Source organism: Brevundimonas sp. AVps4, assembly GCF_058681525.1.
Map to the genome: position 1 here is coordinate 369,375 of NZ_CM178741.1, position 26,566 is coordinate 395,940.

Annotated in this window: 23 protein-coding genes and 1 tRNA gene; 6 read left to right on the top strand and 18 right to left on the bottom strand. The window is 67.3% G+C overall.

From position 1 onward, the window contains the following. Positions 1-7: 7 nt before the first annotated feature. The 6 genes from ACW178_RS01825 to ACW178_RS01850 all read right to left on the bottom strand — a co-directional run bounded on the left by ACW178_RS01825 (position 8) and on the right by ACW178_RS01850 (position 6,938). A complete protein-coding gene (locus ACW178_RS01825; RefSeq protein ID WP_182713871.1) occupies positions 8-430 on the bottom strand; it encodes a PIN domain-containing protein in 423 nt (140 codons plus the stop codon). Continuing rightward, positions 414-671, bottom strand: coding sequence for a ribbon-helix-helix protein, CopG family (locus ACW178_RS01830; protein WP_054764270.1), 258 nt, complete (start codon positions 669-671; stop codon positions 414-416). The genes ACW178_RS01825 and ACW178_RS01830 overlap by 17 nt, the downstream gene beginning before the upstream one ends. A gap of 72 nt (positions 672-743) precedes the next feature. Further along, positions 744-1,628 carry a hypothetical protein gene (locus ACW178_RS01835; protein ID WP_287105684.1) on the bottom strand — a complete coding sequence of 295 codons (885 nt, stop codon included), beginning with the start codon at positions 1,626-1,628 and terminating at the stop codon, positions 744-746. A 116-nt stretch (positions 1,629-1,744) separates the two neighbouring features. Then, positions 1,745-2,935 carry an ADP-forming succinate--CoA ligase subunit beta gene (gene sucC, locus ACW178_RS01840; protein WP_152949167.1) on the bottom strand — a complete coding sequence of 397 codons (1,191 nt, stop codon included), beginning with the start codon at positions 2,933-2,935 and terminating at the stop codon, positions 1,745-1,747. Between the two features lie 87 nt (positions 2,936-3,022). Then, a complete protein-coding gene (locus ACW178_RS01845) occupies positions 3,023-4,549 on the bottom strand; it encodes a spinster family MFS transporter (RefSeq protein WP_287105682.1) in 1,527 nt (508 codons plus the stop codon). A gap of 142 nt (positions 4,550-4,691) precedes the next feature. Next, positions 4,692-6,938, bottom strand: a complete 2,247-nt coding sequence (locus tag ACW178_RS01850) for a TonB-dependent receptor (RefSeq protein ID WP_054764273.1) — start codon at positions 6,936-6,938, stop codon at positions 4,692-4,694. A 324-nt stretch (positions 6,939-7,262) separates the two neighbouring features. Between ACW178_RS01850 and ACW178_RS01855 the strand changes: the two genes are divergently transcribed. After that, a complete protein-coding gene (locus ACW178_RS01855; RefSeq protein WP_182713866.1) occupies positions 7,263-8,024 on the top strand; it encodes a TetR/AcrR family transcriptional regulator in 762 nt (253 codons plus the stop codon). Here the strand turns inward: ACW178_RS01855 and ACW178_RS01860 are convergent. Continuing rightward, on the bottom strand, positions 8,017-8,541 hold the full coding sequence (locus tag ACW178_RS01860) for a DUF2306 domain-containing protein (RefSeq protein ID WP_287105680.1): 525 nt from the start codon (positions 8,539-8,541) through the stop codon (positions 8,017-8,019). The genes ACW178_RS01855 and ACW178_RS01860 overlap by 8 nt on opposite strands. 162 nt (positions 8,542-8,703) lie before the next feature. Between ACW178_RS01860 and ACW178_RS01865 the strand changes: the two genes are divergently transcribed. Further along, a complete protein-coding gene (locus tag ACW178_RS01865) occupies positions 8,704-9,468 on the top strand; it encodes a LytTR family DNA-binding domain-containing protein (RefSeq protein WP_492024804.1) in 765 nt (254 codons plus the stop codon). Positions 9,469-9,501: 33 nt separating this feature from the next. Here ACW178_RS01865 and ACW178_RS01870 read toward each other — a convergent pair whose 3' ends face one another. Further along, positions 9,502-9,957, bottom strand: coding sequence for a COG3650 family protein (locus tag ACW178_RS01870; protein WP_287105422.1), 456 nt, complete (start codon positions 9,955-9,957; stop codon positions 9,502-9,504). A gap of 81 nt (positions 9,958-10,038) precedes the next feature. Here ACW178_RS01870 and ACW178_RS01875 point away from each other — a divergent pair, with 81 nt between their 5' ends. Further along, a complete protein-coding gene (locus ACW178_RS01875; RefSeq protein ID WP_182713860.1) occupies positions 10,039-11,193 on the top strand; it encodes a DNA cytosine methyltransferase in 1,155 nt (384 codons plus the stop codon). Positions 11,194-11,214: 21 nt separating this feature from the next. Here ACW178_RS01875 and ACW178_RS01880 read toward each other — a convergent pair whose 3' ends face one another. The 3 genes from ACW178_RS01880 to ACW178_RS01890 form a co-directional block, all read right to left on the bottom strand. After that, positions 11,215-11,574, bottom strand: a complete 360-nt coding sequence (locus ACW178_RS01880) for a DUF1318 domain-containing protein (protein ID WP_054764279.1) — start codon at positions 11,572-11,574, stop codon at positions 11,215-11,217. Positions 11,575-11,607: 33 nt separating this feature from the next. After that, entirely contained in the window at positions 11,608-11,796 is a 189-nt protein-coding gene (locus tag ACW178_RS01885) for a YnbE family lipoprotein (RefSeq protein ID WP_182713859.1), read from the bottom strand. Between the two features lie 76 nt (positions 11,797-11,872). Next, positions 11,873-15,064, bottom strand: a complete 3,192-nt coding sequence (locus ACW178_RS01890) for an intermembrane phospholipid transport protein YdbH family protein (RefSeq protein WP_492024805.1) — start codon at positions 15,062-15,064, stop codon at positions 11,873-11,875. A gap of 338 nt (positions 15,065-15,402) precedes the next feature. Here ACW178_RS01890 and ACW178_RS01895 point away from each other — a divergent pair, with 338 nt between their 5' ends. After that, a complete protein-coding gene (locus ACW178_RS01895) occupies positions 15,403-16,758 on the top strand; it encodes a M23 family metallopeptidase (protein ID WP_191558434.1) in 1,356 nt (451 codons plus the stop codon). A 136-nt stretch (positions 16,759-16,894) separates the two neighbouring features. Here the strand turns inward: ACW178_RS01895 and rfbA are convergent, their stop codons facing one another. The 5 genes from rfbA to ACW178_RS01920 all read right to left on the bottom strand — a co-directional run bounded on the left by rfbA (position 16,895) and on the right by ACW178_RS01920 (position 20,632). Continuing rightward, the gene (gene rfbA / locus ACW178_RS01900) at positions 16,895-17,767 is read right to left on the bottom strand and encodes a glucose-1-phosphate thymidylyltransferase RfbA (RefSeq protein ID WP_492024806.1); all 873 of its coding nucleotides are present in this window, start codon (positions 17,765-17,767) and stop codon (positions 16,895-16,897) included. Further along, a complete protein-coding gene (rfbD, locus tag ACW178_RS01905; protein ID WP_492024807.1) occupies positions 17,764-18,666 on the bottom strand; it encodes a dTDP-4-dehydrorhamnose reductase in 903 nt (300 codons plus the stop codon). The genes rfbA and rfbD overlap by 4 nt, the downstream gene beginning before the upstream one ends. After that, the gene (gene rfbB / locus ACW178_RS01910) at positions 18,659-19,714 is read right to left on the bottom strand and encodes a dTDP-glucose 4,6-dehydratase (RefSeq protein WP_492024808.1); all 1,056 of its coding nucleotides are present in this window, start codon (positions 19,712-19,714) and stop codon (positions 18,659-18,661) included. Before rfbB ends, rfbD begins: the two co-directional genes overlap by 8 nt. Before the next feature lie 17 nt (positions 19,715-19,731). Then, a complete protein-coding gene (gene rfbC / locus ACW178_RS01915) occupies positions 19,732-20,244 on the bottom strand; it encodes a dTDP-4-dehydrorhamnose 3,5-epimerase (RefSeq protein WP_492024809.1) in 513 nt (170 codons plus the stop codon). A 311-nt stretch (positions 20,245-20,555) separates the two neighbouring features. Then, positions 20,556-20,632, bottom strand: a tRNA-Arg gene (locus tag ACW178_RS01920). A 144-nt stretch (positions 20,633-20,776) separates the two neighbouring features. On the opposite strand from ACW178_RS01920, the gene ACW178_RS01925 reads away from it, so the two are divergent. After that, a complete protein-coding gene (locus ACW178_RS01925) occupies positions 20,777-22,522 on the top strand; it encodes a gamma-glutamyltransferase family protein (RefSeq protein WP_492024810.1) in 1,746 nt (581 codons plus the stop codon). A gap of 19 nt (positions 22,523-22,541) precedes the next feature. On the opposite strand, the gene ACW178_RS01930 is transcribed toward ACW178_RS01925, so the two are convergent. Both ACW178_RS01930 and ACW178_RS01935 read right to left on the bottom strand, forming a co-directional pair. Then, complete coding sequence (locus ACW178_RS01930) at positions 22,542-23,372, bottom strand: lipid A-modifier LpxR family protein (RefSeq protein WP_224761120.1); 831 nt, start codon at positions 23,370-23,372, stop codon at positions 22,542-22,544. 217 nt (positions 23,373-23,589) lie between these two features. Continuing rightward, positions 23,590-25,479 carry a ribonucleoside-diphosphate reductase subunit alpha gene (locus tag ACW178_RS01935; RefSeq protein ID WP_054764284.1) on the bottom strand — a complete coding sequence of 630 codons (1,890 nt, stop codon included), beginning with the start codon at positions 25,477-25,479 and terminating at the stop codon, positions 23,590-23,592. A 274-nt stretch (positions 25,480-25,753) separates the two neighbouring features. On the opposite strand from ACW178_RS01935, the gene ACW178_RS01940 reads away from it, so the two are divergent. Then, positions 25,754-26,536, top strand: coding sequence for a phosphatase PAP2 family protein (locus ACW178_RS01940; RefSeq protein ID WP_492024811.1), 783 nt, complete (start codon positions 25,754-25,756; stop codon positions 26,534-26,536). Positions 26,537-26,566: the final 30 nt, after the last annotated feature.

The window sequence follows — 26,566 nt, forward strand, 5'->3', positions numbered from 1 at the left end:
TGTTGGGTTAGGCGGGAAGGAAGGGGTTTTCGACACGGACCGACCCATAGGTCTGACCGTGATTGAGGTCTTCGGAATAGAGCACCTTGGCGCCCAGCCGTTCGGCGGCGGCGATGATGGCGCCGTCCCAGTAGGAAATCATGTAACGCTGGGCGTTCTCGATACCGCTACGGACCACCCTGTAGTCGATGGGCTGGAAAGGCTTCTTGGACAACCGAAACACCCACTCCTGCGCCTCCTCCGGAGTCAGAGGGCGCGCACCCTTGCGTTGGGCGGTGACATAGAATTCGGCCAGAACCTGACCCGAGGTGCCGAAGCGTCGGGTCAGAAGCTCAAGCGCACGATCGTACTTCGCCGGTTCATCGACAGAACCGAGCGCGGCGTAGATCAGGATGTTGGTGTCCAGGAAGACGTCAGCGCCAGCGATCAAAACGAGGCTCGCCGCTATATGCATCTTCTCTGGCGGGGCGCCAGTCGCCCATCCGGCCTTCGCTTTCGCGGGCCAGCTTCAGCAAGGCTTCGGTCGCCTCGTCGTGTTCCGTTTCTTCCTCGACCAGTCGAGCCAGGAAACCGCGCACCATCTCATTGACGCTGGTCCGCTTCATAGCGGCCAGAACACGCACCTTGTCGAGCAGGGCGTCATCTATGGCGAGGGTGATGTTGCGGGTCATGTTCGCGAGCGGGGCGGCTTACACGGGTTATGTGGAGCACATAGGCCGCGTGGACAGACCAGGCAAGCCCGGTCAGATATTCAGTAACAACCCGAGCCGTCGCAAGATCGCCTGCTGCCAGGGTTTCAGGGCGTAGAGGTCCGCGAACAGGGCGGCTTCCTCACCCGCTTCTCGCGCCTGAACATAGGCCGCCTGCTGGCGGCGGCGACGGCGCCCCATTTCGGCGGTGTCGCCCGCCGCGACGCGCCGGTCCCACTTGGCCCGCCAGGCGTCCAAGCCGATGGCGTCGTGATGCAGCAGCCAGGCCGTGCGCCCCGTCCCGGGATCGCGCGCCCGCGCCGCCTTCAACGGCCGGTCCCCGCGCTTGGACTCATGGATGCAGACCATGACGTCAGGCAGGCCACGCCGCACCGCGTGCTTGCCCATGTGATGCGCCAGAAGACCACGAACGAAGAAGCGCCCGCGTCCAGGATAGATCAGGTCTGCGAACTGGTCCGACAAAGGGCCGTGATAGGGTTTGCGCGCCAGCGTGGCTCCATACTCGCGCGTCAGGTCGTCGCCGGCCCGCCACACCGCCTCGAGCGAGGGGAAGATGACCGCCTCGCGTTCGGCCGCCACGGCGCCGAGCACAGCGGAGACGTCGACATCGCCCAGGATCATCTCGTCGATGTCCACGACCAGCAGCCAATCGGAGGCCAGGGTGGAATAGGCCTCGGCATAGACGACCCTCTGGCGATCCTCGACCGCCTGGGGCCGACCACCGCGCGTCGCCCAGAAGGCCGCGTCGCAGACTATAAGATCCTTGGGATCGAGCCCGACCTGGACCGGGTCAGGTGTATCCTCGCCGTCGAAATAGATTCTGATCCGCGCCGGGTGCTTAGCCCGATAATGGTCGGTGAAGGCCGCGAGATGACGCGCGGGCGCCAAAGCCATCGCGACCACTTCGAAATCCGGCAAGGCTCCCTCCGTCCATAGGCGACGACTATGGCGGGGCGTCGCAGCCCTCCGCAACGAGAAACGGCGACGCTGCAAGCAGCGCCGCCGTCAGAGCATCAAAGACGATCTCTTGACGTTTAGCCGACCGCCGCGACGATCTTCTGGGCGGCGTCGTCCAGGTCGTCGGCGGCCTGGATGGTCAGGCCGGACTCGTTCAGGATTTTCTTGCCCAGTTCGGCGTTGGTGCCTTCCAGACGCACGACCAGCGGCACCTTCAGGCCCACTTCCTTCACGGCCGCGACCACGCCCTCGGCGATGACGTCGCACTTCATGATGCCGCCGAAGATGTTGACCAGGATGCCCTGGACGTTCGGGTCGGCGGTGATGATCTTGAAGGCCGCCGCGACCTTCTCCTTGCCGGCGCCGCCGCCGACGTCGCAGAAGTTGGCCGGCTCCTTGCCGTACAGCTTGATGATGTCCATCGTCGCCATGGCCAGGCCGGCGCCGTTGACCATGCAGCCGATGTTGCCGTCCAGCGAGACATAGGCGAGGTCCCACTTGGAGGCTTCGATTTCCTTGGCGTCTTCTTCCGTCTCATCGCGCAGGGCGCGGATGTCCTCGTGGCGGAACAGGGCGTTGCCGTCGAAGCTGACCTTGGCGTCCAGGACGCGCAGATGGCCGTCCTTCATGACGATCAGCGGGTTCACCTCCAGCATGTCCATGTCCTTCTCGACGAAGGCCTTGTACAGGGCGGGGAACAGCGACTTGCCGTCTTCGGCTGCGGCGCCCGTCAGGCCGTAGGCGGCGTTGATGGCGGCGACGTCGGCTTCGGTCACGCCCGTGGCGGGGTCGATGACGATGTTCTGGATCTTCTCGGGCGTGTCGTGGGCGACGGTTTCGATGTCCATGCCGCCCTCGGTCGAGACGACGAAGGCGATGCGGCCATAGGCGCGATCAACCAGCAGCGAGCAATACAGTTCACGATCAATGTCGGCGCCGTCTTCGATATAGAGGCGGTTGACCTGTTTGCCGGCCTCGCCCGTCTGGGCGGTGACCAGGGTGTTGCCCAGCATCTCCTTGGCGTGGGCGACGACTTCCTCGATCGAGAAGGCCAGACGCACGCCGCCCTTGGCGTCGGCCGGCAGTTCCTTGAACTTGCCCTTGCCGCGGCCCCCGGCGTGGATTTGCGACTTCACCACATAGAGCGGGCCAGGCAGTTGCTTGGCGGCGGCCTCGGCCTGATCGGCCGAGGTGATGGGCACGCCTGCGGCGACGGGGGCGCCGAAGCCCTTGAGAACCTGCTTGGCCTGATATTCGTGGATGTTCATGGAGACCGCCGCAATCTTTGCTGGGAAGAGTTTGCGGGGCTTATAGGCCCCGCGCCTTCGCAGGTGCAACCGTCTGATTATGACCCTTTAGTCCACCCAGTCCCGCTTCAGCGTCCGCGAGGCCCCAAACAGCAGAATGGCCGCCAGCACATAGAAGCTCATGCCGGTGTAGATGGCCCACCTCAGGCTCTCCTCTCCGAACCGGGGCGCCAGGAGGTCGCTCATCCAGCCGAAATAGTAGAAGCCGACCGCGATCCCCAGCAGATTGTTGATCAGCAGAAACAGGGCCGAGGCGGTGGAGCGCATGGCCGCCGGGACCAGATGCTGGACCGCCGCCGTGATCGGCCCCAGCCAGGCCAGGTTCAACCCCGTGGGCAGAAGGAAGATCAGGAAGGCCAGGATCAGCTGCTGCGCATGGCTGCCCCCGCCCGGCAGGACGAGGCCGATCAGCCAGGGGGAGTTCATCGCCAGGATGAAACAGGGCGCCGAGATCAGAAAGGCCACGGCCGGGGTCAGGGGATAGGCGCCCTTGCCCTTCTTCGACAGCTTGTCGGCGATCATTCCGCCCAGCCAAATGCCCAGGAGGCCGCCGATCAGGGCGATGCCCGAATAGTACCAGCTGGTCTGGCGCAGGCTCAGGTCGAAACTGCGCATGAAGAAGAGGGGCAACCAGCCGGCGACGCCGTAGCCGCAGACGGACGACGAGGCCGCGCCCAGGGCCAGCAGCCAGAAGCTGGGCTTCTTGATCACCACCGATGCGGTGCGCCGCGCCACCATCAAGGAGGCGCCGATCACCCCAGCCAGCAGGCCGCCGAAGCCGAGCACCAGCGGATTGCCGAGCGACAGACCCAGCAGCCAGTCCAGCCCCCCCAGGACCAGAAGACCGGCGCCCAGGCCCAGCATGATCTGGGCCGCGATCTTGCCCGCCCGATCCGTCCCGACCGGCGCGGCGGCCAGAGCCGCGACCTGGGCTTCGGTCTTCACTGCATCGGTTCCGCCGCGCTTGGGATCCTTGACCGTCAGCCGCAGCAGGGGCGCGACCAGCAGACCCGACAGGCCGACGACGATGAAGGCCGTGCGCCAGCCGTAGGTCGCCGCCAGCAGTCCCCCAACCAGGGTGCCCGCGGCCATGCCCAGCGGAATCCCGAAGGCGAAGGCGGCCAGGGCCCGCGCTCTCTGATGCGGCGGGAAATAGTCGGCGATCAGCGAATAGGCCGGCGCCACCCCGCCCGCTTCACCCACGCCCACCCCCATCCGGCACAGGAACAGCTGGCCGAACGAGCCGGCCATGCCGCACAGGGCGGTGAAGCCCGACCAGACGGCGAGCGCCCCGGTCATGATCCAGACCCGGCTGAACCGGTCGGCCAGCCAGGCCAGGGGAATGGCCAGGGTCGAATAGACCGAGGCGAAGGCGATGCCGCCCAACAGACCGAACTGGCTGTCGGACATGCCGAACTCTTCCTTCAGCGGCGCGGCCAGGATGCCGATGATCTGCCGGTCCAGGAAGTTCAGCATGTAGATCAGGATCAGCACCGCCAGCACATAGTAGCGGTAGCCGGGCCGCTCAGGCCGCTCGGGCCGCGCATCCTGGACCGTCAGCGTCTCCGTCGTCATCGGCGTTTCCCCTCGGCGTCTTGTTGTTCGTTGCGGAGAGCCTAGCCGCAAGTCCGCCCTGTGCAAAATAGGCCTGGCGGAGCGAAAAGGGGCGGCGGCCCGGAGACCGCCGCCCCTCGTCGTCAGGCGTGATGAATGGGGATCAGAACTTCAGACCCAGGGTCGCCGTGACGGTGCGCGGCGGGCCGTAGAAGCCGATGATCGAGTCGCCGGTCAGGGCGCCGGGGAAGGTGTAGCCGCCGACGCGATAGCGTTCGTCGCCCAGGTTCTTGCCGTGGACGCCGAAGGTCAGGCGGTCATCGGACGAAGTCCAGACGATGCTGGCGTCATACATCCAGTAGGCATCCTGATCGAGCAGCGGCGCGGGCGTCTCGAACTGTTGGTAGGCACCGCGATAGGCGATCGACGGGATGAAGGCGATCGACGAGCCGTTCTCCATGACCCAGTTGTAGTTGGCCGAGATCGATCCGGTCCATTCCGGCGTGTTCTGGAAGTCGCGCTGCGACGACACATCGACGAAACAGCCGACAACTGTGGGGCAGGTCGTGTTCAGCGGGCCTGTCGGGATGTAGGCCAGGAACTCGTCGAACTTGGCGTCGATGTAGCTCAGCGAGGCGTTGAACGTCAGGGCGTCGGTGGCGCGCAAGCGGCCTTCGAACTCCCAACCGCGGATCGAGGACGAGCCGACATTGTCCACCACCGAGGCGATCGTCGCGCCGGCCGGATACTGGGTCGTGATCTGCTGGTTCTCGTAGCTGGAATCGAAGATCGCGGTGGCGAAGGTCAGGCGACGATCCAGCAGCGAACCCTTCAGCCCGATCTCGTAGGTCTCGACCGTTTCCGGCGCATAGCCGTTGACGGTGGCGGGATACAGGACCGCATCGCCGCGCATGTCGAAGCCGCCCGATTTGAAGCCCTCGCCCCACGAGGCATAGGCCGTCAGGTCGGGGCCGAACTTGTAGTTGACCGCGATGCGGGGCGTGAACTTCTCGAACTCGCGCGTGCGGGTGTAGTTGGTGCGGGGAGCCTCGCCCAAGAACGGCACGGCAGTCGTATTGCCGAAATAGGGGCTGCGGATACCCAAGTAACGCTGACGGAAGACCGTACCTTCTTTCTCGTCCTTGGTGAAGCGACCGCCGACCGAGACCGACAGGGCGTCGGTGACGTCATAGGAGAAGTCGGCGAAGACGGCGTAGCTCTTGGTCGCCACCGAACCCGAGGTCAGGGTCGTCAGATTGGCCAGACCCACGACGGTGTCGAACGCGCCAGAGGCGTTGGCGTCCATATAGTAGACGCCGGCGACGCCGTTCAGACGGCCCGCGCTGACCAGAACCTGGAATTCCTGGCTGAACTGGTCGTCGTCATAGGCGGCGGGGATGTCGAGGATGGGCTGGGGCAGGTTGTCGAAGTCGATATTGCCGCGCGTCAGGCCTTCACGATAGGCGGTGATCGACTTGAAGGTGAACATGTCGCTCATCTCCCACTCGCCGGTCAGCGACACGCCGCGCGTCTGGACGCGGTTCTTGTCGCCGGCGCCGGCGTTGGTGTCATAGACATCGGCGGGCGACGGGGCGAACTCGCGGTGGCCGTGGCGCGCGTTGGAGTCGTCGTTCACCAGATCGCCGGCCAGACGGAAGAACAGGCTGTCGGTCGGGCTCCACTCCGCGCTGGCGCGGAAGGCGGTCACGTCCTTGTTGTAGTGTTCGTTGCCGGTGTTCAGGTTCTTGCCGTAGCCGTCGCGTAGATAGCGGGCCAAGGCGGCCGAGACCTTGAACTCGTCGCTGAAGGGCAGTTGGGCGCTGGCGATCACGTCGCGCTGGTTATAGCTGCCGTAGGAGGCGCGCAGGCGTCCCTCGGGCTCGTCGGCATTGATGCGGCTGGTCACGTATTTGATGGCGCCGCCGATGGTGTTGCGGCCATAAAGCGTGCCTTGCGGTCCGCGCAGCACCTCGACCCGCTCCACGTCGAAGATGTCCAGAACGGCGGCCTGCGGACGGGCCACATAGACGTCGTCGATATACAGGCCGACGCCGGGATCGAAGCCCCACAGCGGATCCTGCTGGCCCACGCCGCGAATGAAGGAGATAAGGGTCGAGTTCGAGCCCCGCGCGGCGTTCAGCGTCAGGCTGGGCGTCGAGCGCGCCAGTTCGGTGATGTCCAGGGCGCCGCGCGCCTCAAGCTGTTCGCCGGTGACGGCGGTCACGGCGACAGGCACATCCTGCAGGCTTTCCGCGCGGCGGCGCGCGGTGACGACGATGTCGTCGACGGTGGCGGCGTCCTGAGCATTCGCGGCCTGAGCGGTCGCCTCCGCGTCCTGGGCGACCGTGGCCCCCGCCAGCACGCCCCACGCCGCGCCGGCCAGCAGCGCGCACTTCACATGACGATTCATGATCCTTAACCCCTTTGTCGTTTCCAGCCTGGTTGACGCTTTTATTCAGCGTTCAATGATTTTCTTGAACCTGACCCGGTTTCGACCGTCTGTCAAACCCCGGGGCTGCCGCAACGTCGTCATCCGCCCACACGGACCGTGCAGCGTGGCGCCGTTGCACCGGCGCCGGCCCTGGCCTAGAGCCTGATCCGTTGAGGAGGAACCGCTTCGCGGTTCCGCTGAAACGGTGAATCAGGCTCCAGATTAAAGCGAGAGCATGATTCACGCTTCTGTCGGAACCGCAAAGCGGTTCCGTCCGAAACGATCATGCTCTAGCGTCGCCGCATGAGCCAGATCCCCGCCGCGCCCCGTCCCGTCGCCGCCGCCCGGCGCAAGACGGCCGCGCCGGATGCGACGCCTGCGCGGCGCGGCCGTCCGCCCAAGGCCCAGGCCAAGGCGGCGGGTGAAACCCGCGAGCTGATCCTGGATGCGGCCGAGGATCTGTTTTCCAAACACGGCTTCTACGGCGTCACCATCCGCGAGGTGGCGCGCGAGGCCGGCGTCGACACCGCCCTGGTCCACTATTATTTCGGGGCCAAGCGAGACCTGTTCGACGCGGTCTTTCTGCGTCGCGCCGAGGTCTGGAACAATGAACGGGTCGCCGCCATCAACCGTTACGCCGCCCAGGCTGAGGAGACCGGTCGGCCCATGACGCTGGAGGGGCTGCTGGAAGCCTTTCTGCGACCGCCGTTCGAATGGTCGCTCAAGGGCGGGCCGGGTTGGAAACACTATTCCGCCCTGGTGGCCCAGACCAACGCCAACCCGACCTTCGGCGGTGAAACCATGGCCCGGTATTTCGACCCGGCCATCCGGCGGCTGATCGAACTGATTGCCCAAGTCCTGCCCGAGGCCAGCGAGGTCGATCTCTACTGGGGCTATCATAATCTGTCGGGCGCCCTGACCCTGACCCTGGGCGAGACCGGACGTCTGGACCGACTGTCGGGCGGTCGCGCCCGATCCGGGGATCTTCAGACGGCCGGCGACTATATGGTCCGGTTCGCGGCGGCCGGCTTTCGCGCCGTGGCGGGGCTGTCGCCTTCTAGCTGAAGAAGACCGCCCACATCAGCCGGCCGGGCAGGAAGGTCAGAAGGCCCGCCACGATCAGTCCTCCGACGAACATCGACGTCATGGCCCGCCGATGGGCCTGCACCCTATGGCGACGGGCGGCGTAGACCGCCATGGGCAGGCCGACCACCGTCCAACCGCTGAGCAGATGGATCAAGGACAGGCCCGCAGGTCCGCCGGGATTGATGGCGTGAATGAAGAAGGAGCTGATCGCCGTCGTTCCCATCGCCGCCACCCAGGCCCAGCCCAGCGTCCGGTGCAGCCGCGTGCCCTTCACCCCGATCAGCAGCACGATCCCGATCGCCAGGGCCGTCAGGGCGGCCGCCACATGGACCTGGATCGCCGTCGGCGCGGCGGCCAAGAGGTCCAGCTTCGGCGCGTGCGGACGGAAATCCAGCCGTGCGATCTGACCATTGTCTCGGGTCAGATAGATGAGGATCGGAACGCCCAGCAGGAAGAGACCGGCGGCGGACGGCAGATGACGGGCGAGACGGGACATGGGACGAAGGCTCCGGGAAAACTCGCCCCCTTCCTGACGGGGCTGCGATCGCCGCGCACCCGCCTCTGCGCGAACGACCACATCGACTTCGCGAACGTCCGCCCCCTTCCGCCCTGAAGGAAATCATGGTTTCAGATCGGCCTTGGAAGACAGAAGGCCCTCATGACGTCACCCGCCGCCGACCGCCGTCGAACCTTTCTGCGCGGGCTTGTCGTGGCTGTCCTGGTCGGCGTCTTCCTGGCCTCGACCGGCGCCTTCGGCAGCGCCGGCGCGCCCTATCTGGAACGGCTGGCCTATTGGGTTCTGATGATGATCCTGGGCGGTCTTTGGGGCCATCTGTGCAGCGGTTTGGTCACCCGCTTCATCGAGGTGGACGACCGGCCGTGGCTGACGGTCGGCCTGATGACGGCGGTGATCACCGGCCCGCTGAGCCTGATCATCTGGGCCGCGACGGGCCTCTTCTTCGTCCAGCGCCTTTATCCGCTGGCCGCCCTGCCCCAGCTGTTCGGCCCGGTGCTGATCGTCACCTTGGCGGTGACGACGGTCAACGTCTTCCTGGGGCGCGCCCAGCCGGTCCAGACCCACGCCGCGCCGCCCAGCCAGCCGACCCGTCCGGCGCGCTTTCTGGATCGCCTGCCGCCCAGGCTGAAGGGCGCGACCCTCTACGCCGTTCAGGCCGAGGACCACTATCTGCGCCTTCACACCGATCGCGGCTCGGACCTGATCCTGATGCGCCTGTCCGACGCGGTCGAAGAGTTGGAGGGGCTGGAGGGCGCCCGCACCCACCGCAGCTGGTGGGTGGCCCGTTCGGCCGTGCGCGCCGTGGACCGGGGCGACGGCCGCGCCACCCTGACCTTGGAGGGCGGGCTGAACGTCCCGGTCAGCCGCCGCTACGCCCGCACCCTGCGCGAAGCCGACTGGTGGTGAGACCCGCCGCCTGACGCCTGCGGCTGGGACGCTTCAGGGGGCCGGCGCCGCCTCCAACGCCGCCACCGAGGCGGCGCAGCCGGTCAGGGTGTCGTCGCCGATCTCGACCTTGGCCGTCAGCGGATAGGTGCGATCGCTCATGCCGTCCGAACATTCGGTGGCGATCAGGACGACGTTTAGCGCTTCGTTCAGATCGGTAGAGGTGGCGTAGGTGGCGACCGTGCCCTGCACCGTGGCGCCCCGGTTCGGCGCATGCTGCGCCGGCTGATCTACACGGGTATAGGTCAGGCCGTCCGGCGTGATTTCGACGCTCCAGAAGGGTTCGGTTCCGAGAGCGCGCACCGGCTTGCCCAGATCGACGCCCGCCAGCACGGGGGCGGGCTCGGGCGGCGGCGCCGCCTCCGGCGCTTGATCCTTGCGATCATAGCAGCCCGCCAGCAGGGGCAGGACCAGAATGATCGCCGTCAGGGCGGCGGGGATCGGGCGCATGCGGAGACCTCTCTCGATTGGCCAGCAAGTGTGGGCGACATCCTCTTCGGTCAAGGGCGGCGGCTGAGTTATGGTGCGGGAATGTCGATTCGCCTGACCGCATACGAGTTCTTCGCCGGCGGCGGTTTGGCCGGCCTCGGCCTGAACGGGGCGAATCCCGGCGGCGTCTCGGGAATAGAGACCGTCTTCGCCAATGACATGGACCGGGCCAAGGCGGCCGCCTTCACGGCCAATCATCCACGGATCCCGTTTCATCTGGGCGACGTCTGGGACCTGACGACGGCGGACCTGCCCGGCGCGCCGGACCTGGCCTGGGCTTCGTCCCCCTGCCAGGACGTCAGCCTGGCGGGTGGGCGCGGCGGGCTGACGGCGGGGCGGTCCGGCGCCTTCTGGGGTTTCTGGCGTCTGATCGAGGGCTTGTCGCGCGAGGGACGCGCGCCCGGGATCATCGTTCTGGAGAATGTAATCGGTCTGTTGACCTCGGGCGCAGCGCAGGGCGAGGACTTCGCCGCCGTCTGCACGGCCATGGCGGCCGGCGGCTGGCGGATCGGGGCCTTGGAGATGGACGCCGCCCACTGGCTGCCCCAGTCGCGCCCGCGTCTGTTCGTCGTCGCCATGGCCGAAGAGATTGCTGCGGCGGCGCCGCAGACGCGCGCGCCGAACGGGCCTTTCCACTCGTCCCGGCTGATCGCGGCTGAGGCCCGTCTGCCGCAGGCGGCGCGTGACGCCTGGACCTGGTGGAGCCTGCCGGTCCCCTCGCGCCGCAATCTTGATCTCGACGCCCTGCTCGAACCGGACGAGACCGCCGTCTGGCTCGACGACGGCGAGGCGATCCTGGCCCTGGCCGCTCCGCTGCACCGCGCCCGGCTGGAGGCGGCGATCGCCTCGGGCCGGCGCACGGTCGGCGCGGCCTATCGCCGGGTTCGCCGAGAAAACGGCCGCAAGGTCCAGCGGCTCGAAATCCGGTTCGACGGCCTGGCGGGCTGCCTCAGAACGCCCGCCGGCGGTTCGTCGCGCCAATATGTCGTCGTCTGCGACGAGGGACGCGCCCGGGTGCGGCGGCTGACCGGCCGCGAGGCGGCGCGCCTGATGGGCGTGTCGGACGACTATCTGTTGCCGCCCAGCCAGAGCGCGGCCCTGAAGCTGATGGGCGACGCCGTCGCCGTGCCGGTGGTGCGCGCCCTGGCGGAGGGACTGCTGAAGCCCGCGCTTTCGGCGCGGCGAGCGGCGGCCTGAGGCGTCAGGCCGCTCAAGACCTCAGCGCTGGACCCACTGGCCCTGGGCGTTTCGATACCATTGGCCGGCCGGAATCCGGGGCAGAAGCTGGCTCTGGAACATCCGGGCCCCGGCCACGTCGGGGGTGGCGCCCGCCTCGGCGGCGCTGCGGGCGTAGGCGGCGCGGCGGCCGGCGTTGGTCGCTTCGACGGCCGCGCGCAGATCGGCGTCGGCGCTTGAGGTGCGAAAGCCCAGATAGCCGTCCGCCTGTTCGCCCACGACCCCGGCGGCCTTGGCCTGATCGATCATGGCCTTTTGGGCGCTGGTCTGAGCCAGGGCGGCGCCGGCCATGGAGACGGCGGCGGCGACGGCGCCGACGGCGATAAATCTGCGAAAGCTCATGTCAGCCTGTCCTTTCAGGAAAAAGCGAGGCGATCAGAAGAGGTTGGGGTTCTGTTGCAGCAGTTGCTGCAACTCTTGATCCAGCCGGACACGCACGTCTGCGTCCAATTTGGCGTAGATCTGGATGGGCGCAACCTCCAGACGGACCGTCGGGGCGCAGCCGACGACGGCGGCGGCGGCGGCTCCGAGGCCCAGTCCGGCCAACTGGCGCTTGGTGATCATGGCTTAGACTCCGGCTCGATCAGGTTTGAAGATGCAATAGCACGGCTGCGCGTGAACGGTCTCTGAATGGCCGGGCTCACGGCGCCGCCTCTTCCTGCTGCCCTTGGCGGGCGCGATTCACCGCCAGCAGATCCGAGAACAGCTGATTGGCGTTCAGGGTCGTATCCAGCGTCAGGTCGATCTGGGTGCCGGACGGCAGGGGCAGTTCCCGCTTGAGGAATTCGCGACTGATCAGCTCCGCCAGGGTCAGACGCAGTTCCTGACGCTGGGGCGGCGCGTGCCGGCCGCGAATACGGAACAGGACCGACAGCCGCCCGCCGTCCAGACTGTTCACATCGGCGCTAAGCACGTCGAAGGCCAGGTTCTCCATCGCCTGATAGGCCAGATCCTCGACCATGTTCGGCGGCACCTCCGCCCCGCCTCCGCCGGCGTCCACATCGGTCAGAACCTCGCGCTTGATCGACAGCCGCCCGGGCTGAACCGCCGCCAGGCTCCCGTTGCGGATCGTCAGTCCTGTCTTGGGGTCCATGGTGAAGGGCAGACGGCCCGAGACCACCGCATCCAGCACCACCTTGTCGTCGAAACCGGTGTCGGCCACCACATCGCCCAGTTGGACCCGGTCCAGCACCACCACCCCGTCATAGGGCTGGGCGGCGTCCAGCGGCACGACGAACGGCTCCACCGAGACGACGCCGCCGCCGGCTTGAACCGAGCCTGCGGAGATCTTGATCCCGGCTGCGTCGACGGCGAAGGTCAGGTCCAGATCCGTCGCCTCCGTCCCCACGGCCAGACTGTCCACCGTCAGCTTCTGATCCGGCGCGGTGATCAGCGGCGTCAGGCTGGTGAAGACGATGTCGCCCTTGACGCCCTTGACCGCCCCGGCCGGGCTGACGAAGTCCAGCCCCGGCACGCTCAGACGCCCGCTCGACGTGGGTTCGGCGGTCTTGGTCCAGTCGAACCGGCCCTCGAAGGCGACCGAACCGGTCACGGGCGACTGCACCAGGTCTGCAACCAGGGGCGTCAGCATGGCTGGTTGCAGGCCGCCCTCGACGAAGGTCACCTGGGGAACCGAAATCTGGAGGCCGCCGGCGCCGCTGCGGCCGTCGTGGGTCAGGGTCAAGCGCCCCATGGCGGCCCCCGCCGCCTTGCCGGTCCCTTCCAGGTCGAAACCGCCGCGCCACACCTCCTCGGCCAGCCGCACCTGTCCGACGGCGGCGAGCGGTTCGAACCGCTTCGGGGTCAGGGCGTCCACCGCCCGCGCCTGGGTCACCGTCGCCGTCAGCCCCACGCCGGAGGATGCGCCGTCCACCGTCACCCGACCGGCGGCCCCTTCGAACCGCATGCCCAGGAAGGGCGCCTGGGCCGAAAGGCGATCAAAGCCGCCGACGACGCGCCAGACCCCCTCCTTGGCGCTGAGCAAGGGCGCGTCCGTGGGACAGAGGGCGCCGGCGACTTCATGGACGTCGTTCTCGTCCAGCTCCAGCCGTTCGACCGTCAGGTCCACACATTCGGGGGTGGTGTAGGTGATCCGTCCGTCCGCAAGGGCCAGAAGCCCCCGCGTCCTGGCGTCGATCCCGCGCGCCACGTCGAAATCCAGTCGCGCACGGCCGTCCAGCTGAGCCTCGAAGCCGGCGTCGGTCAGCCGCCACTGCGGCACGTCCACCGCCATTTCCGGCAGTCCCCGTCCCCGCGTCGCCACCAGCCTCAGCGCGCCGCCGCCCAGCCGTCCCGGCTCGGCGGCGTAGGCGGTCTGGCCCGCCGGCTGCGACAGGGTCAACACGCCGCCGTTGGCGGGCTTGGCCGTGACCGGTCGCAGGACGCTGGCCTCCGTCCCGGCCGACCCTGTGACCAGGCGAACCGCCGGGGCGTTCAGGGCGAAACCGCCCAACGCCCGCTTCATCTCGGCCAGTTCGGCGATGTCGTCGGGCCCAACCGGCCCGAACAGGGGCCAGGCGCCGTCCGCCGACCGGATCGCGCCCTGGGCGACGATGCGGACCGCCTCGTCCTTGACGACGTCCAGGCTCAGATCGGCGGTCCCACGCCTTAACGTCAGGTCGCCCCAGCCGATACGGTCGAAACCGGCCTTGACCGGCCCGGTCGCCTCGAAAGCCGCGTCGCGCCCGCCCAACGTCAAGGCTCCGGAACGGATCGAAAGACCGCGCGTCTCGACCCCGCCCGCCGCGCCGGCCTCCGCGGTCAGGACCAGCGGCGTCTCCAGCCCCCAGCCCAGGGCGTCTGCGCGCTTGACCTCAAGGCGTCCGCCTTCGGCTCGGACCCGCGCCTGCGTCGCCTTCAGGCCGGGGCCGTCCACGGCCGCCGCCGTCAAGGCCAGGCCGGTCTCGCCGTCCAGCTGGAAGTCTTCGATCCATCCGGCGGTTCGGCCGTCGAACCGGGCCTGGATCTCTGTATCACGCGCCTGGGTCGCCCCCAGGCCGAGAACCTCGCCCGTCAAACGCGCATGGAGGCGCGCGCGACCATCGCCGCGTCGCGTCTTCAAATCCGGATAAGGCAGGTCTCCGTCCAGGCTCAGCAGGGCGCGACGCCCGCTCAGGCCGGCGCCGACGAAACGCTCGGCCTCACCCCGCAACCTCAATTTCACCCGGTCGCCGGTCGTCGTCAGATCGATCGCAGCGGCGAACCCCTGGGCCTGAACCTCGCCGCTTTGAAGCACGGTCGCCGGAACCGCCGCCTTCAGCCGCGTCAGCTTGCCGTCGTCCACCCGCGCATCGCCCAGAATCCGCACGGCGCCGTAGTCCGTCTCCAACAGCGCCCGGCCGTCTTCGACGATGATCAGGGGCGCGCGCGCATCCGGACGCGGCGGGCCGCCCGTGAAGGATTTGATCACCGGGTCCAGAGATCCGAACGCCAGCTTCCCGTCCTTCCAACTGGCGCGCATCACCGGCCTGACCAGTCGAACGCGGCTGGGCGTCACTCCCAGCCCCGTCTTCGACCAGGGCCAGGCCACGGCGTAGTCCACCTCGACCCGCTCGACCGTCACGTCCGGATTTTTGGGATCGCCGATGCGGACACGCCCGACGAAGCCGTCCAGCTCGATCCGCTCGACCTCGACCTCCGCCTGGACCCCGCGCCGGTCCAGCCAACCCACCAGGACCTCGCGCGCCGCCGCTCGACGATTCAGATAAAGCGCCGCCAGCAGGAGGGCGACGACCAGCACCACAACGCCGGCGACGCGGCCGAGCCGACGCAGCGGATCGTTCCGCCGGGACGGCGGACGCGACCGGTCGGATGGCGTCGTCGTATCGGTCAAGCGTCCAGACCGGAAAGCGAAAGAACCATTTTCCAGACCGCCATCGCTGCCCCCGATGAAGATTTACGCCCCAAGCGTCGCCTTGAAGACGCGCATCCGCAACGTCCGTTCTCATCTTCCGTTGCAGCCAAGCGGGGCGATAAGAGGGCGACCTATAGAACGGGGGCAGGACGACTACGCACCCTTACGGGCTTGAGCCGTCTCTTAACGCCTTGTAAGCAACCGCCTTCCCAAAGTGGAACAGGCGAGGTATAGGCCTAGCCTTCGCATTTTCAGGAATGCGGCGCAGTTTGGTGACTATGGTTTGACGCCTTTGGCGTTGCAGCACGACGAGACCGATGGCTCAGTTCGACCCTCGCCGACAGCCGATGCGCCTCGCCCCGCACGCTCTGACCGCCGCCGCCGCGGTCTCGGTGGCGCTTCTGGCCGGCAGAGTCTATCAACCCGCCAAGGCTGAAGAAGTTCCCGTCCCCTCCTCGGCCCAGATGGCCGCCATGGAGGTTCAGGCCTTCGCCGCCGCCAATGCTCCGGCCGGCATGACCGCCCCGGAGGCCGTTCCCGTCCAGATCCGTCGCGGCGAAACCTTTGAAGAGGCCGTGCGCCGCACCGGCGTCGCCCCGGAAGAGGCCAGCGCCGTCGCCGCCACCGTCGCCAACGCCTTCGACCTGTCCGATCTGCGCGCCGGCCTTCGTTTCGAGACCGCCATCGCCAAGCCGCGCGACGGCCGAGGCGACGCCCGCCTGATCGGCCTGACCATGCGAACCGGCCCGGCCAGCCAGCTGACGGTGTCGCGCAGCTTCGACGGCGCCCTGCGCCTGCGCTCGCTTGAGGAAAAGGTCACCCACGAGACCGTAGTGCTGAAGGGGGACGTCGAACGCTCCCTGTCCGCCAGCGCCCGCGAACTGGGCGCCACCGCCTCCATCGTCCGCGCCGCCAGCCGACTGTTCGCCACCAAGTTCGACATGCAACGCGACATCCGCGCCTCGGACGAGTTCACCATGGTCTTCGACCGGGACGTGACCGAGGCCGGCCGCACCGTCGCCGTGGGCGATCTGGTCTATGCCGAACTGCGCGGCGTGACCTTCTATCGCTTCAAGCCGGCCGGCGCCAAAGAGGCGCAGTTCTTCGACGCCTCGGGCAAGAACCTGCGTTCGGCCATGATGCGCACCCCGCTGCAGAACTTCCGGCGCGTGTCGTCGGGCTTCGGCTTCCGGACCCATCCGATTTCCGGCTATCGCAAGATGCACCAGGGCATCGACTTCGCCGCCGGCACCGGGACGCCGGTCGTCGCCCCCGCCGACGGCGTGGTGGTCGAGGCGCGCCGCTGGGGCGGCTACGGCAACTGGCTGCGCATTCGCCACAACAACGGTCTGGAAAGCGGCTACGGCCACCTGTCCCGCTACGGCGCCGGCATCCGCGCCGGCCAGCGGGTCAGCCAGGGCCAGATCGTCGCCTATGTCGGCTCGACCGGCGCCTCCACCGGTCCGCACCTTCACTACGAAATTTGGCGCAACGGTCAGCGGATCAATCCGGCCGGCGTCAAAACTCAGGAAGGCACCGAACTGTCCGGCGCCGACCTGGCCGCCTTCCGCGCCGAAAAAGCCCGGATCGACCGCATCATCGCCTCCGGCGGCCAAAAACGGCCCGCTCTCCAGCAAGCCTCCGCCGACGGCCTGCGCGCCGCCCAGGGATAATCTCGGCCGGCTGGTGAAGCGGTTATAGGGAATGGCGCGACGTCTGACTCTCAGGACGCCTTGCATCCGACTTCATCGCGGGCCGGATTCGGGCTGAAGAATCAGGCTCTCGGCCTAATCTGACGCCGATCAGGCTCTAAGGCCTGACCTTAAGCAGACTGCGCAGATATTCCCCGTAGGCGCCGGCGCCGATTCGATTGGCCAGTCGTTCAAGCTGAGCCGCCTCGATCAAACCCTGCTGATAGGCGATTTCCTCAAGACAGGCGATCTTGAACCCCTGGCGCTGCTCCAGCACGCGCACGAACTGGGCCGCGTCGAGCATGGCGTCCGGGGTGCCCGTATCCAGCCAGGCGTAGCCCCGCCCCATGATCTCCACAGACAGTTTCCCGCGCTCCAGATAGATGCGGTTGACGTCGGTGATCTCCAGCTCGCCCCGGGCTGACGGCGTCAGGCTGCGGGCGATCTCGACCACGTCGTTATCGTAGAAATAAAGACCTGTAACAGCCCAGTTGGATTTGGGCGCCTTGGGCTTTTCCTCGATCGACAGGGCGCGCATGCGTTCGTCAAACTCGACTACGCCGTACCGTTCCGGGTCGTTAACATGATAGGCGAAGACGGTCGCGCCGTCCGGTCGGCTCATGGCGCTGGTGAACAGGTCGGTGACGCCGTGGCCGTAGAAGATGTTGTCGCCCAGGATCAGGGCCGAGGGGCTGTCGCCGACGAAGTCCGCGCCGATGATGTAGGCTTGGGCCAGACCGTCGGGGGAGGGCTGGACCGCGTACTGGATTTCCATGCCCCACTGCGAGCCGTCGCCCAGCAGGGCCTGGAAACTAGGCGTGTCGCGCGGGGTGGAGATGATCAGCACCTCGCGGATGCCGGCCAGCATCAGGGTCGACAGCGGATAATAGATCATCGGCTTGTCGTAGACCGGCATCAGCTGTTTGGAGGTGACCAGGGTCATCGGATGCAGGCGGGTGCCGGTTCCTCCGGCCAGGATGATGCCCTTCATGGCGCGGTCCTTTCGGCGTGCAGTTCGTGGACGATCTCGGCGACGGCGACCTGCCAGGGGCGGGGCGCGATCCCGTAGTCACGGGTCAGTTTCTCGGTCGACAGGCGCGAGTTCGACGGGCGCCGGGCCGGGGTCGGGTATTCGGACGAAGGGATGGCGTCGACGGTGGCGGACGGGCCGCCGGCCGCGGCGCTGAGGGCGAAGATCTCTTGGGCCAGTCCGGCCCAGGTGGTCTCGCCGACGTTGACGAACTGATAGACGCCGGTCGGGGCGTCGGCGTCAGCGATCATTCTCAGGACGATGGTCTTCAAGGCGTCGGCGATGTCGCGCGCCGATGTCGGGCAGCCGTGCTGGTCGCCCACCACCCGCAGCGCCGGTCGGTCGGCGGCGAGGCGCAGCATGGTCTTGAGGAAGTTGGCGCGGTGGACGCTGAGCACCCAGGCGGTGCGCAACACGACAGAGCGGGGATTGCCGGCCCGCACCGCCAGTTCACCGGCCAGTTTCGAGGCGCCATAGACGCCCAGAGGCCCGACCGGATCGGTTTCGACATAGAGACCATCCTTGGACCCGTCGAACACATAGTCGGTCGAGACCTGGATCAGCGGGATCCCCGCCTCGCGCGTCGCGTCGGCCAGAACCGCCGGTCCCATGGCGTTGGCGGCGAAGGCGGCGGCGACCTCTGTCTCGGCCTTGTCCACGGCCGTATGGGCGCCGGAGTTGATCACGGCCGCGAAAGGCGTGGCGGCGAAGGCGGCCCGCACCGAAGCGGCGTCGCCCAAGTCCAGTTCGGCCCGCGTCGGGGCGTGCAGCACGACGCCCTCCGGCCAGGCGGCGGCCTGAAGCTCCAGTCCCACCTGACCGGCCCCGCCCGTGATCAGGATGTGGACCGGATCAGCCATTGGCGACACCGAGGCGCTGGGTCGAATAGCGGGCGTCGAGAATGTCCTGCCACCAGGTCTGGTTCTCCAGATACCAGGTCACGGTCCGCTCGATCCCTTCCTCGAAGGTCACAGACGGAGTCCAGTCCAGGTCGGACCGGATCTTCGACGCATCGATGGCGTAGCGATGATCATGGCCCGGACGGTCGGTCACATAGGTGATCTGGTCGGCGTATTGACCCTCGGCCTTAGGCCGCAAGCGGTCCAGGATCGAACAGATGGCGGTGACCACCTCGATATTCTTCCGCTCGGCATTGGCCCCGACGTTGTAGGTCTCGCCGGGCGTGCCGGTCTCGAACACGGCCTGGAGGGCGCGGGCGTGATCGTCGACGAACAGCCAGTCGCGCACGTTCGACCCGTCGCCATAGACCGGCAGGGGCTCGCCGTTCAGGGCCCGGATGATGATCAGCGGGATCAGCTTCTCAGGGAAGTGATAGGGGCCGTAGTTGTTGGAGCAGTTGGTCACCAGCACCGGCAGGCCGTAGGTGTGGCCCCAGGCCCGCACCAGATGGTCCGACCCGGCCTTGGACGCAGAATAGGGCGAGCGGGGATCATAGGGGGTGGTCTCGGTGAAGAAGCCCTCGTCGCCCAGCGAGCCGAACACCTCGTCGGTCGAGATGTGGTGGAAGCGGAAGCGCGCCTTGGCGGCCTCGTCCAGGCCGCGCCAATAGCCCAGGGCCTGGTTCAGCATGACGAAAGTCCCGACCATATTGGTCTGGATGAAGGCGCCCGGCCCGTCGATCGAACGATCCACATGGCTCTCGGCCGCCAGATGGGCGACGACGTCAGGCTTGAAGTCCCGCATGGCCTTGGCCACGGCCTCGGCGTCGCAGATGTCGGCTTGGACGAAGGAATAGCGGTTGCTGGACGCCACCGGCTCCAGAGAACTCAGTACGCCCGCATAGGTAAGCTTGTCATAGACCAGGACCTCATGGTCCGTATGCGCGATCAGCCGCCGCACCAGGGCCGAGCCGATAAAACCGGCGCCGCCGGTGACCAGGATACGCATCGATTGTCTCTCCCGGATCACAGTGGAGGCAAGAGCTCCATCGGACGACCGTCATACTCGAACGGACTGTGGAAATCCGCCAAGGCGGGTAAGGCCCTGTCCCTGTCCGAAAGAACGGCGCCCGAGGGCGGCAAGGGCCAATCTATGCCGATCTGGGGGTCGTTCCAGACAAGACCGCCGTCACAGTCGGGCGCATAGACGTCGCTGACCTTGTAGGCGACTTCTACATCCGGCTCGAGCGTGATGAAGCCGTGTGCGAAACCGACCGGCACAAACAGCTGCTCGCCCCCATCCGCGGTCAACCGCACCGCCACGTGGCGGCCATAGGTCGGCGATCCACGCCGGACATCCACCGCATAGTCCATGATGGAGCCGCGCACACACCGCACCAGCTTAGCCTGGGGGTGCGGCGGTCGCTGATAATGCAGCCCCCGGATCGTGCCTTCAGCCGCCGAAAAGGACTGGTTATCCTGGACGAAGCGTACGCGAACGCCGGCGGCTTCCGCCCAGATTTCAGAATAGGTCTCCATAAACCACCCTCGCGCATCGCCGAGGCGCGGCGTGCGAAGCAGGGTCAAGCCGACGGGTGGCAAGCACGACATTCGACGGCAACGCTCCCATTCTGATCAAAAAGACTTCGGTCTTGCTATCGAATATCTCGACAGGAAACCAGCACATGACAGATCAGAGCGCCCCCTGCGACATTGGCGGCGTCACCTAAGCGCTCTCGCGCGACGTCATCAGCAATCGGTTCGGGAGCCGAGCTTCTAAGGGCCTTAGCGTCCAGTGAAATTGGGGGTTACGTCGCCGCTGGCGGAGTTCTCGGTTTTTTAAACCGAAATGGCGCACCCGAAGAGATTCGAACTCCTGACCCCCAGATTCGTAGTCTGGTGCTCTATCCAGCTGAGCTACGGGTGCGTCTGCCTTGCGGCGAGGGCGGGTCTTTAGCCGCTGAACGGGGTGGACGCAAGCGGGGGAATGCAGTTTCTGTAGCGGGGTTGATCGGCGTGGTCCCCTGGCGGGCCACGTCGCCCGGACCTCTCCCCCTGTCGGACCGCCTGAATGTTGTTTTTGCGTCGTCGTCTCGTGTCCCTGTTGGTCGCGGCGGTTTCCGTTCCGACGCTTTTGGCCGGATGCCAGACCCCGGCCGCGGCGCCTTCGCTGGAGGCGCGGTCGGACCCGGCCGGGGCCCCGTCGATCGCGCGGGGGCCGTTCGTCGCCGCCGCCAACCCGCTGGCGGTCGAGGCCGGGATGACGGTGCTGCGCCGGGGCGGCTCGGCGGTGGATGCGGCGGTCGCCGTCCAGGCGGTGCTGGGGCTGGTGGAACCCCAATCGTCGGGCCTGGGGGGCGGGGCCTTTCTGATGAGCTATGAGGCCAAGACCGGCCGGATCACCGCCTATGACGGGCGCGAGACGGCCCCCGCCTCGGCCACGCCCGAACTGTTCTATGAAGACGGCGAGCCCCTGCCCTTCATCGACGCCATACTGTCGGGCCGATCGGCCGGAGCGCCGGGGGCGGTGGCCATGCTGGCCATGGCCCATCAGGATCAGGGACGGCTGGCCTGGCGCGATCTGTTCGACGACGCAGAACGGCTGGCGCGCGACGGTTTTGTGGTCAGTCCGCGCCTGGCGGGCATGATCAATGGGTCATCGCCCCAGGCCAAGACCCGTTGGGCGACCGCCCTGTTCACCGGCCCAGACGGCCGCCGCTACCGGACCGGGGACGTGATGCGCAATCCGGCCTACGCCCGGACGGTTCAAGCCCTGGCGACCGAGGGGCCCGGCGTCTTCTACGGGGGACGCATCGGCCAGGAGATCGCCCGCACCGTCGCCGAGGGTCCGCGGCCGGGCGGCCTGACCGAGGCGGACATCGCCGCCTATCGTCCGCTGCGCCGGGACGCCCTGTGCCGGCCCTATCGGATCTATCTGATTTGCGTTCCGCCCCCGCCGTCCAGCGGGGTGGCCCTGTTGCAGTTTCTGGCCATGGCGGAACACACGCCCGACATCCAGAAGGGGGCCGACAGCCCCGAAGCCTGGGTGGCCTTCGGGCGCCTGCAACGACTGATGTATGCGGACCGCGACCGCTATGTCGGCGACGCCGATTTCGTCGGGGTGCCGGTCGCCGGGCTGCTGGACCCGGCCTATGTGACCCAGCGCGCGGCCCTGGTCCCGGAAATCGACGGGCCGGTTCCGGCGGGCGCGCCGCCCGGCTCTGCACCGCGCAGCGCGGACGCCACGGCCGAGCCCGGAGGCACTTCGCACATGGTCATCGTCGATGCGGACGGGAATGCGGTCAGCATGACCACCACGGTCGAAAGCATCTTCGGCGACGGGCGGGTGGTCGAGGGCTTCTTCCTGAACAATCAGCTGACCGACTTTTCCTTCACCCCGTCCGAAGACGGCCATCCGGCGGCCAACGCCGTAGCGGCGGGCAAGCGGCCGCGCTCGTCCATGACCCCCGTTCTGATCCTGGATCGACAGGGGCGTCTGGTCGGGGCGATCGGGTCGTCCGGCGGGTCCAGCATCCTGGCCTATGTGGCCAAGGCCCTGGTCGGGATGATCGACTGGAACCTGCCGGTCCAGGAGGCGATCGCCCTGCCGAATCTGGTGGTGCGGGGCGGTTCGGTCGGCGCTGATACGGCGCAGATCCCGCCGGACATCGCCCAAGCCCTGGGAGCGGCCGGCATGGGGCTGAGGCCCAACGCCACGGAGACCTCGGGCCTGCATGGCGCGATGTGGCGCGACGGCCGCTGGGACGGCGGGGCCGATCCTCGACGGGAGGGGGTCGCGGTGTCGGAAGCGCCTTGAGGCCCCGATCCGGACGCGATCAGCGGCGAGGCTTGATCGAGAGCTGGAAGGCGATCAGCCCCTCATCCACGTCGGTGTCCAGCCCGTTCATGCCGCGCAGCCCCTTGCCGGCGTCGATTTCGCGATAGACCAGACCGACCGAGGTCTGGACCGCGCCACGGCGATAGGCCACCCCCACGGAGGCGTCGCCCAGGAAGGATCCGCGGTCCTGAGTGTAGCCGGATCGAGCGTAGTCGCCGTCGCGAGTGCGGGCGAAATTATAGCCGACGGCGCGGCCCGAGCCGGCGGCATACAGGTACCAGCGCGGACGCTGGCCGAACCGGGCGTCGCCGTCGGGCGCCAGGCGGTCTAGCCCCTCGCCGATCTTCAAAGTGGCGCCGGCCTCGGCCGATCCGCCCTCGCTGCCCAGGCCGACGCCGGCATGGGGCGTCAGACTGACCTCCAGGCCAGAGGCCGTGCGGCCGACCGCGCTGCGGAAGCCGCGCACATAGCGCAGATCATAGGCTTCGGGCTCCAAAACGGCCCGGTCCTGGAGGGTGACCGGCAGAGGGGAGCCGTCGGCGCGTGTCAGGCGGCCCGCGGTCTCTAGGCTGAGCCGATCGGTGAAGCCTTGGCGGTCGATCCAGATGTCGCGGCGGGTGCTGGCGGCGATCCCTTGAGCCTCACCCGAGATCGCCAGGGGCGTCTTCATCTCGATCTCAGGGCCGAAGGGCGCGTCGGGAGAGACCCGAAAACTCTGCTGTTCGTTCAACCGAGCCGTGACGTTCGATCCGGTTTCGGGTGCGGCGTCAAAGGCGTCGGGGACCCAGGCCTGGGCGCGAGCATCGACCGCGCCGGCGGACGCCAGCACGCTTGCCACTCCAAACAACCAGGCCGCTACACGCATTCGGTCTCCCCACCGTCCGCTGTTCTCCAGCTTGCACCATGCAGGGCGGGAGTCCAACAGACATTTTCACGACATTCTTTGGTCGTTTTTCAACGCCGCGCCTTGTGGCGAGTTCCGAACACGAAAAAAGGGCTCCGTGACCACGGAGCCCTTTCACGCCAGGTGCTGCGGCGCAGGAGGCCTATTGGCAGGCCAGACACTCGTCGTAGTCGGTCTTGGGCATGGAGAAGAGGTCTGGCTGGTTCGGGTCGATCTCGGCCTCGGCCTTGTCCTCGGCGCCGGCGAAGGCGGCGCGCTGAACCGACTTGGATCGCAGATAGTACAGGGACTTCACGCCGCGTTCCCAGGCCGACCAGTGCAGCATGTGCAGGTCCCACTTGTTGACGTCTCCGGGGATGAAGAGGTTCAGCGACTGGGCCTGGCAGATTTCCGGGGCGCGGTCGGCGGCCAGTTCCACCACCCAGCGCTGGTCCAGTTCGAAGGCGGTCTTGAAGATCCCCTTCTCGTCCTCGCTGAGGGCGTCCAGATGCTGGACCGAGCCCTCGTGCTGGAGGATGGAGCTCCAGACCGCCTCGGTGTTGATCCCCTTCTCGTCCAGCAGACGCTCCAGATAGGGGTTCTTGACGGCGAAGGAGCCCGACAGGGTCTTGTGGGTGTAGATATTGGCCGGGATCGGCTCGATGCCGGCCGACGTCCCGCCGCAGATGATCGAGATCGAGGCGGTCGGGGCGATGGCCAGCTTGTGGCTGAACCGCTCCATCACGCCGCGCTCCTCGGCGTCCAGGCAGGGACCCTTCTCCTCGGCCAGAACGCGGCTGGCCTTGTCGGCCTCGCGACGCAGGTGCTTGAACAGGCGCATGTTCCACGACTTGGCCATGGCGCTCTCGAAGGCCACGCCCTGCGACTGCAGGAAGGAGTGGAAGCCCATTAGGCCCAGGCCCACCGAACGCTCGCGCTTGGCCGAATAGACGGCGGCGGCCATGGCCGGCGGGGCGCGGCGGATGAAGTCTTCCAGAACATTGTCCAGGAAGCGCATCAGGTCCTCGACGAAGCGGGGCTCCTCGCGCCATTCCAGGAAGGTCTCGGCGTTGACCGACGACAGGCAGCAGACGGCGGTCCGGTCCACGCCCAGGTGGTCGCGGCCGGTGTGCAGCATGATCTCGGCGCACAGGTTGGACTGTTTGACCTTCAGCCCCAGCTCCCTCTGGTGCGGCGCCATCTGGCGGTTCACCGTGTCGGAGAAGATCATATAGGGCTCGCCGGTCTGCATCCGGATGTCGAGCAGCTTGGTCCACAGCGAGCGGGCGTCGACGGTCTTCAGCACCTCGCCGGTCTTGGGCGAGCGCAGGCCGAAGGTGGAGCCGGTCTTCACCGCCTCCATGAACTCGTCGGTGACGTTGACGCCGTGGTGCAGGTTCAACGAGCGACGGTTGAAGTCGCCTGAGGGTTTGCGGATCTCGAGGAACTCCTCGATCTCCGGGTGGTGGATGTCCAGATAGACGGCGGCCGAGCCGCGACGCAGAGACCCCTGGCTGATCGCCAGGGTCAGGCTGTCCATCACGCGGATGAAGGGGATGATGCCCGAGGTCTTGCCCGCGCCCTTGACCTTCTCGCCGATCGAGCGGACGCCGCCCCAGTAGGTGCCGATGCCGCCGCCGTTCGAGGCCAAGGCGACGTTCTCGTTCCAGACGTTCTGGATGCCGTCCAGACTGTCGCCGACCGCGTTCAGGAAGCAGGAGATCGGCAGGCCGCGATCGGCGCCGCCGTTCGACAGGACGGGCGTCGCCGGCATGAACCACAGGCGGCTCATATAGTCGTACAGGCGCTGGGCGTGATCGGCGTCGTCCGAGAAGGCGGTCGAGACGCGGGCGAACATGTCCTGATAGCTCTCGCCCGGCAGCAGGTAGCGGTCCTCCAGCGTCTTCTTGCCGAAATCGGTCAGCAGGGCGTCGCGCGAACGATCCACCTGGACCGATTTCACGACGGTCAGATGCGGTTTCTCAGGCGCCGCGTTCGTCGCAACACCTTGGAATTCCGCTGTCTTCAAAGCCTCGCCGCCAGCCATAGTCATCTGCGTCCTGAACAATAAACTGCCTAGAGCCACCTGCGCCGTAACCACATCATCTAGTGGCTCCAACGCTCCCCGAGCCCACATATAGGGCGCACATGCCTAATAAGCCGTCAACGTCTTGACGCTCGCTTTGTCGGCGAATCGGTCGGACAAGTCGGCCTCGCCTGGGGAAAGTTCAGCGCGCAAGCCAGCAAACCCCTCACGGGCCTTCGCGGCCGCGACATCACGAAGGCGTGATCGGAACTTCGGTCCAGCTTGGCCGTTTCGACGCCCCATGGCCGTTTCCGACCTCCGTCCCTTTTTGATACGCCTGCTGACGGTCGCTCGCGCCGAGACGGCCGCTCTGACGGCCCTGTTCGTCGTCGCCTTTGGCGTGACGGCGTTCGTCGAGATCGCTGACGACATGACCGAGGCCGACGGTCAGAGCTTTGATCGTCAGGTGCTTGGCCTGATGCGGCCCTATGCCGACGATCCTGGCCGCCCCTGGGGGCCGTGGTGGCTGAAGGAGGCGGCGGCGGACCTCACATCGCTGGGCGGCATATCGGTGCTGGGCCTGTTCGCCCTGATCGTCGTCCTCTTTCTGCTGAGCCAGAGGAAATGGCTGTCGTCCCTGCTGCTGGTCCTGGGGCTGACGGGCGGCGTCATGCTGAGCGAGGGGCTGAAGGCGGTGTTCGAACGCGAGCGTCCGCCCCAGGCGCTTCAGGCGGTCGAGACGATCAACGCCAGCTTCCCCTCCGGTCACGCCCTGCTCGCGACAGTCTTCTATCTGAGCGTGGCCGTCATGTTGACCCGCGCCTTTCCTCGCAGGCGGTTCAAGATCTTCGTCCTGGGCGTCGGCATGGTCATGGCTCTGCTGGTCGGCCTGACCCGCATCTATCTGGGCGCCCACTGGGCGACGGACGTCTTCGCCGGCTGGGCCGTGGGCTCGGCCTGGGCCATGTTTCTGTGGCTGGTCGCCTATGGGGTCGCGCGTTGGCAAAAGCGTCGCCGGGCGCCCTTGCAGGACGAACCGTCTCCGACGGCGGACGAGACGCCCGGCGATCCGACCAAAGTCTAGAACCCGCTCAACCGCAGGAAGCCGCATAGT

Excerpts from the sequence above, each read along its gene's own strand:
- ACW178_RS01935 (WP_054764284.1), bottom strand. The coding sequence starts at position 25,479 with ATGACTATGGCTGGCGGCGAGGCTTTGAAGACAGCGGAATTCCAAGGT.
- ACW178_RS01925 (WP_492024810.1), top strand. The coding sequence starts at position 20,777 with ATGTTGTTTTTGCGTCGTCGTCTCGTGTCCCTGTTGGTCGCGGCGGTT.
- ACW178_RS01940 (WP_492024811.1), top strand. The coding sequence starts at position 25,754 with ATGGCCGTTTCCGACCTCCGTCCCTTTTTGATACGCCTGCTGACGGTC.
- rfbA (WP_492024806.1), bottom strand. The coding sequence starts at position 17,767 with ATGAAGGGCATCATCCTGGCCGGAGGAACCGGCACCCGCCTGCATCCG.
- ACW178_RS01895 (WP_191558434.1), top strand. The coding sequence starts at position 15,403 with ATGGCTCAGTTCGACCCTCGCCGACAGCCGATGCGCCTCGCCCCGCAC.
- ACW178_RS01845 (WP_287105682.1), bottom strand. The coding sequence starts at position 4,549 with ATGACGACGGAGACGCTGACGGTCCAGGATGCGCGGCCCGAGCGGCCT.
- ACW178_RS01855 (WP_182713866.1), top strand. The coding sequence starts at position 7,263 with ATGAGCCAGATCCCCGCCGCGCCCCGTCCCGTCGCCGCCGCCCGGCGC.
- rfbB (WP_492024808.1), bottom strand. The coding sequence starts at position 19,714 with ATGCGTATCCTGGTCACCGGCGGCGCCGGTTTTATCGGCTCGGCCCTG.
- ACW178_RS01860 (WP_287105680.1), bottom strand. The coding sequence starts at position 8,541 with ATGTCCCGTCTCGCCCGTCATCTGCCGTCCGCCGCCGGTCTCTTCCTG.
- ACW178_RS01885 (WP_182713859.1), bottom strand. The coding sequence starts at position 11,796 with ATGATCACCAAGCGCCAGTTGGCCGGACTGGGCCTCGGAGCCGCCGCC.
- ACW178_RS01850 (WP_054764273.1), bottom strand. The coding sequence starts at position 6,938 with ATGAATCGTCATGTGAAGTGCGCGCTGCTGGCCGGCGCGGCGTGGGGC.
- ACW178_RS01865 (WP_492024804.1), top strand. The coding sequence starts at position 8,704 with ATGACGTCACCCGCCGCCGACCGCCGTCGAACCTTTCTGCGCGGGCTT.
- ACW178_RS01875 (WP_182713860.1), top strand. The coding sequence starts at position 10,039 with ATGTCGATTCGCCTGACCGCATACGAGTTCTTCGCCGGCGGCGGTTTG.
- ACW178_RS01830 (WP_054764270.1), bottom strand. The coding sequence starts at position 671 with ATGACCCGCAACATCACCCTCGCCATAGATGACGCCCTGCTCGACAAG.
- sucC (WP_152949167.1), bottom strand. The coding sequence starts at position 2,935 with ATGAACATCCACGAATATCAGGCCAAGCAGGTTCTCAAGGGCTTCGGC.
- ACW178_RS01880 (WP_054764279.1), bottom strand. The coding sequence starts at position 11,574 with ATGAGCTTTCGCAGATTTATCGCCGTCGGCGCCGTCGCCGCCGCCGTC.
- ACW178_RS01870 (WP_287105422.1), bottom strand. The coding sequence starts at position 9,957 with ATGCGCCCGATCCCCGCCGCCCTGACGGCGATCATTCTGGTCCTGCCC.
- rfbC (WP_492024809.1), bottom strand. The coding sequence starts at position 20,244 with ATGGAGACCTATTCTGAAATCTGGGCGGAAGCCGCCGGCGTTCGCGTA.
- rfbD (WP_492024807.1), bottom strand. The coding sequence starts at position 18,666 with ATGGCTGATCCGGTCCACATCCTGATCACGGGCGGGGCCGGTCAGGTG.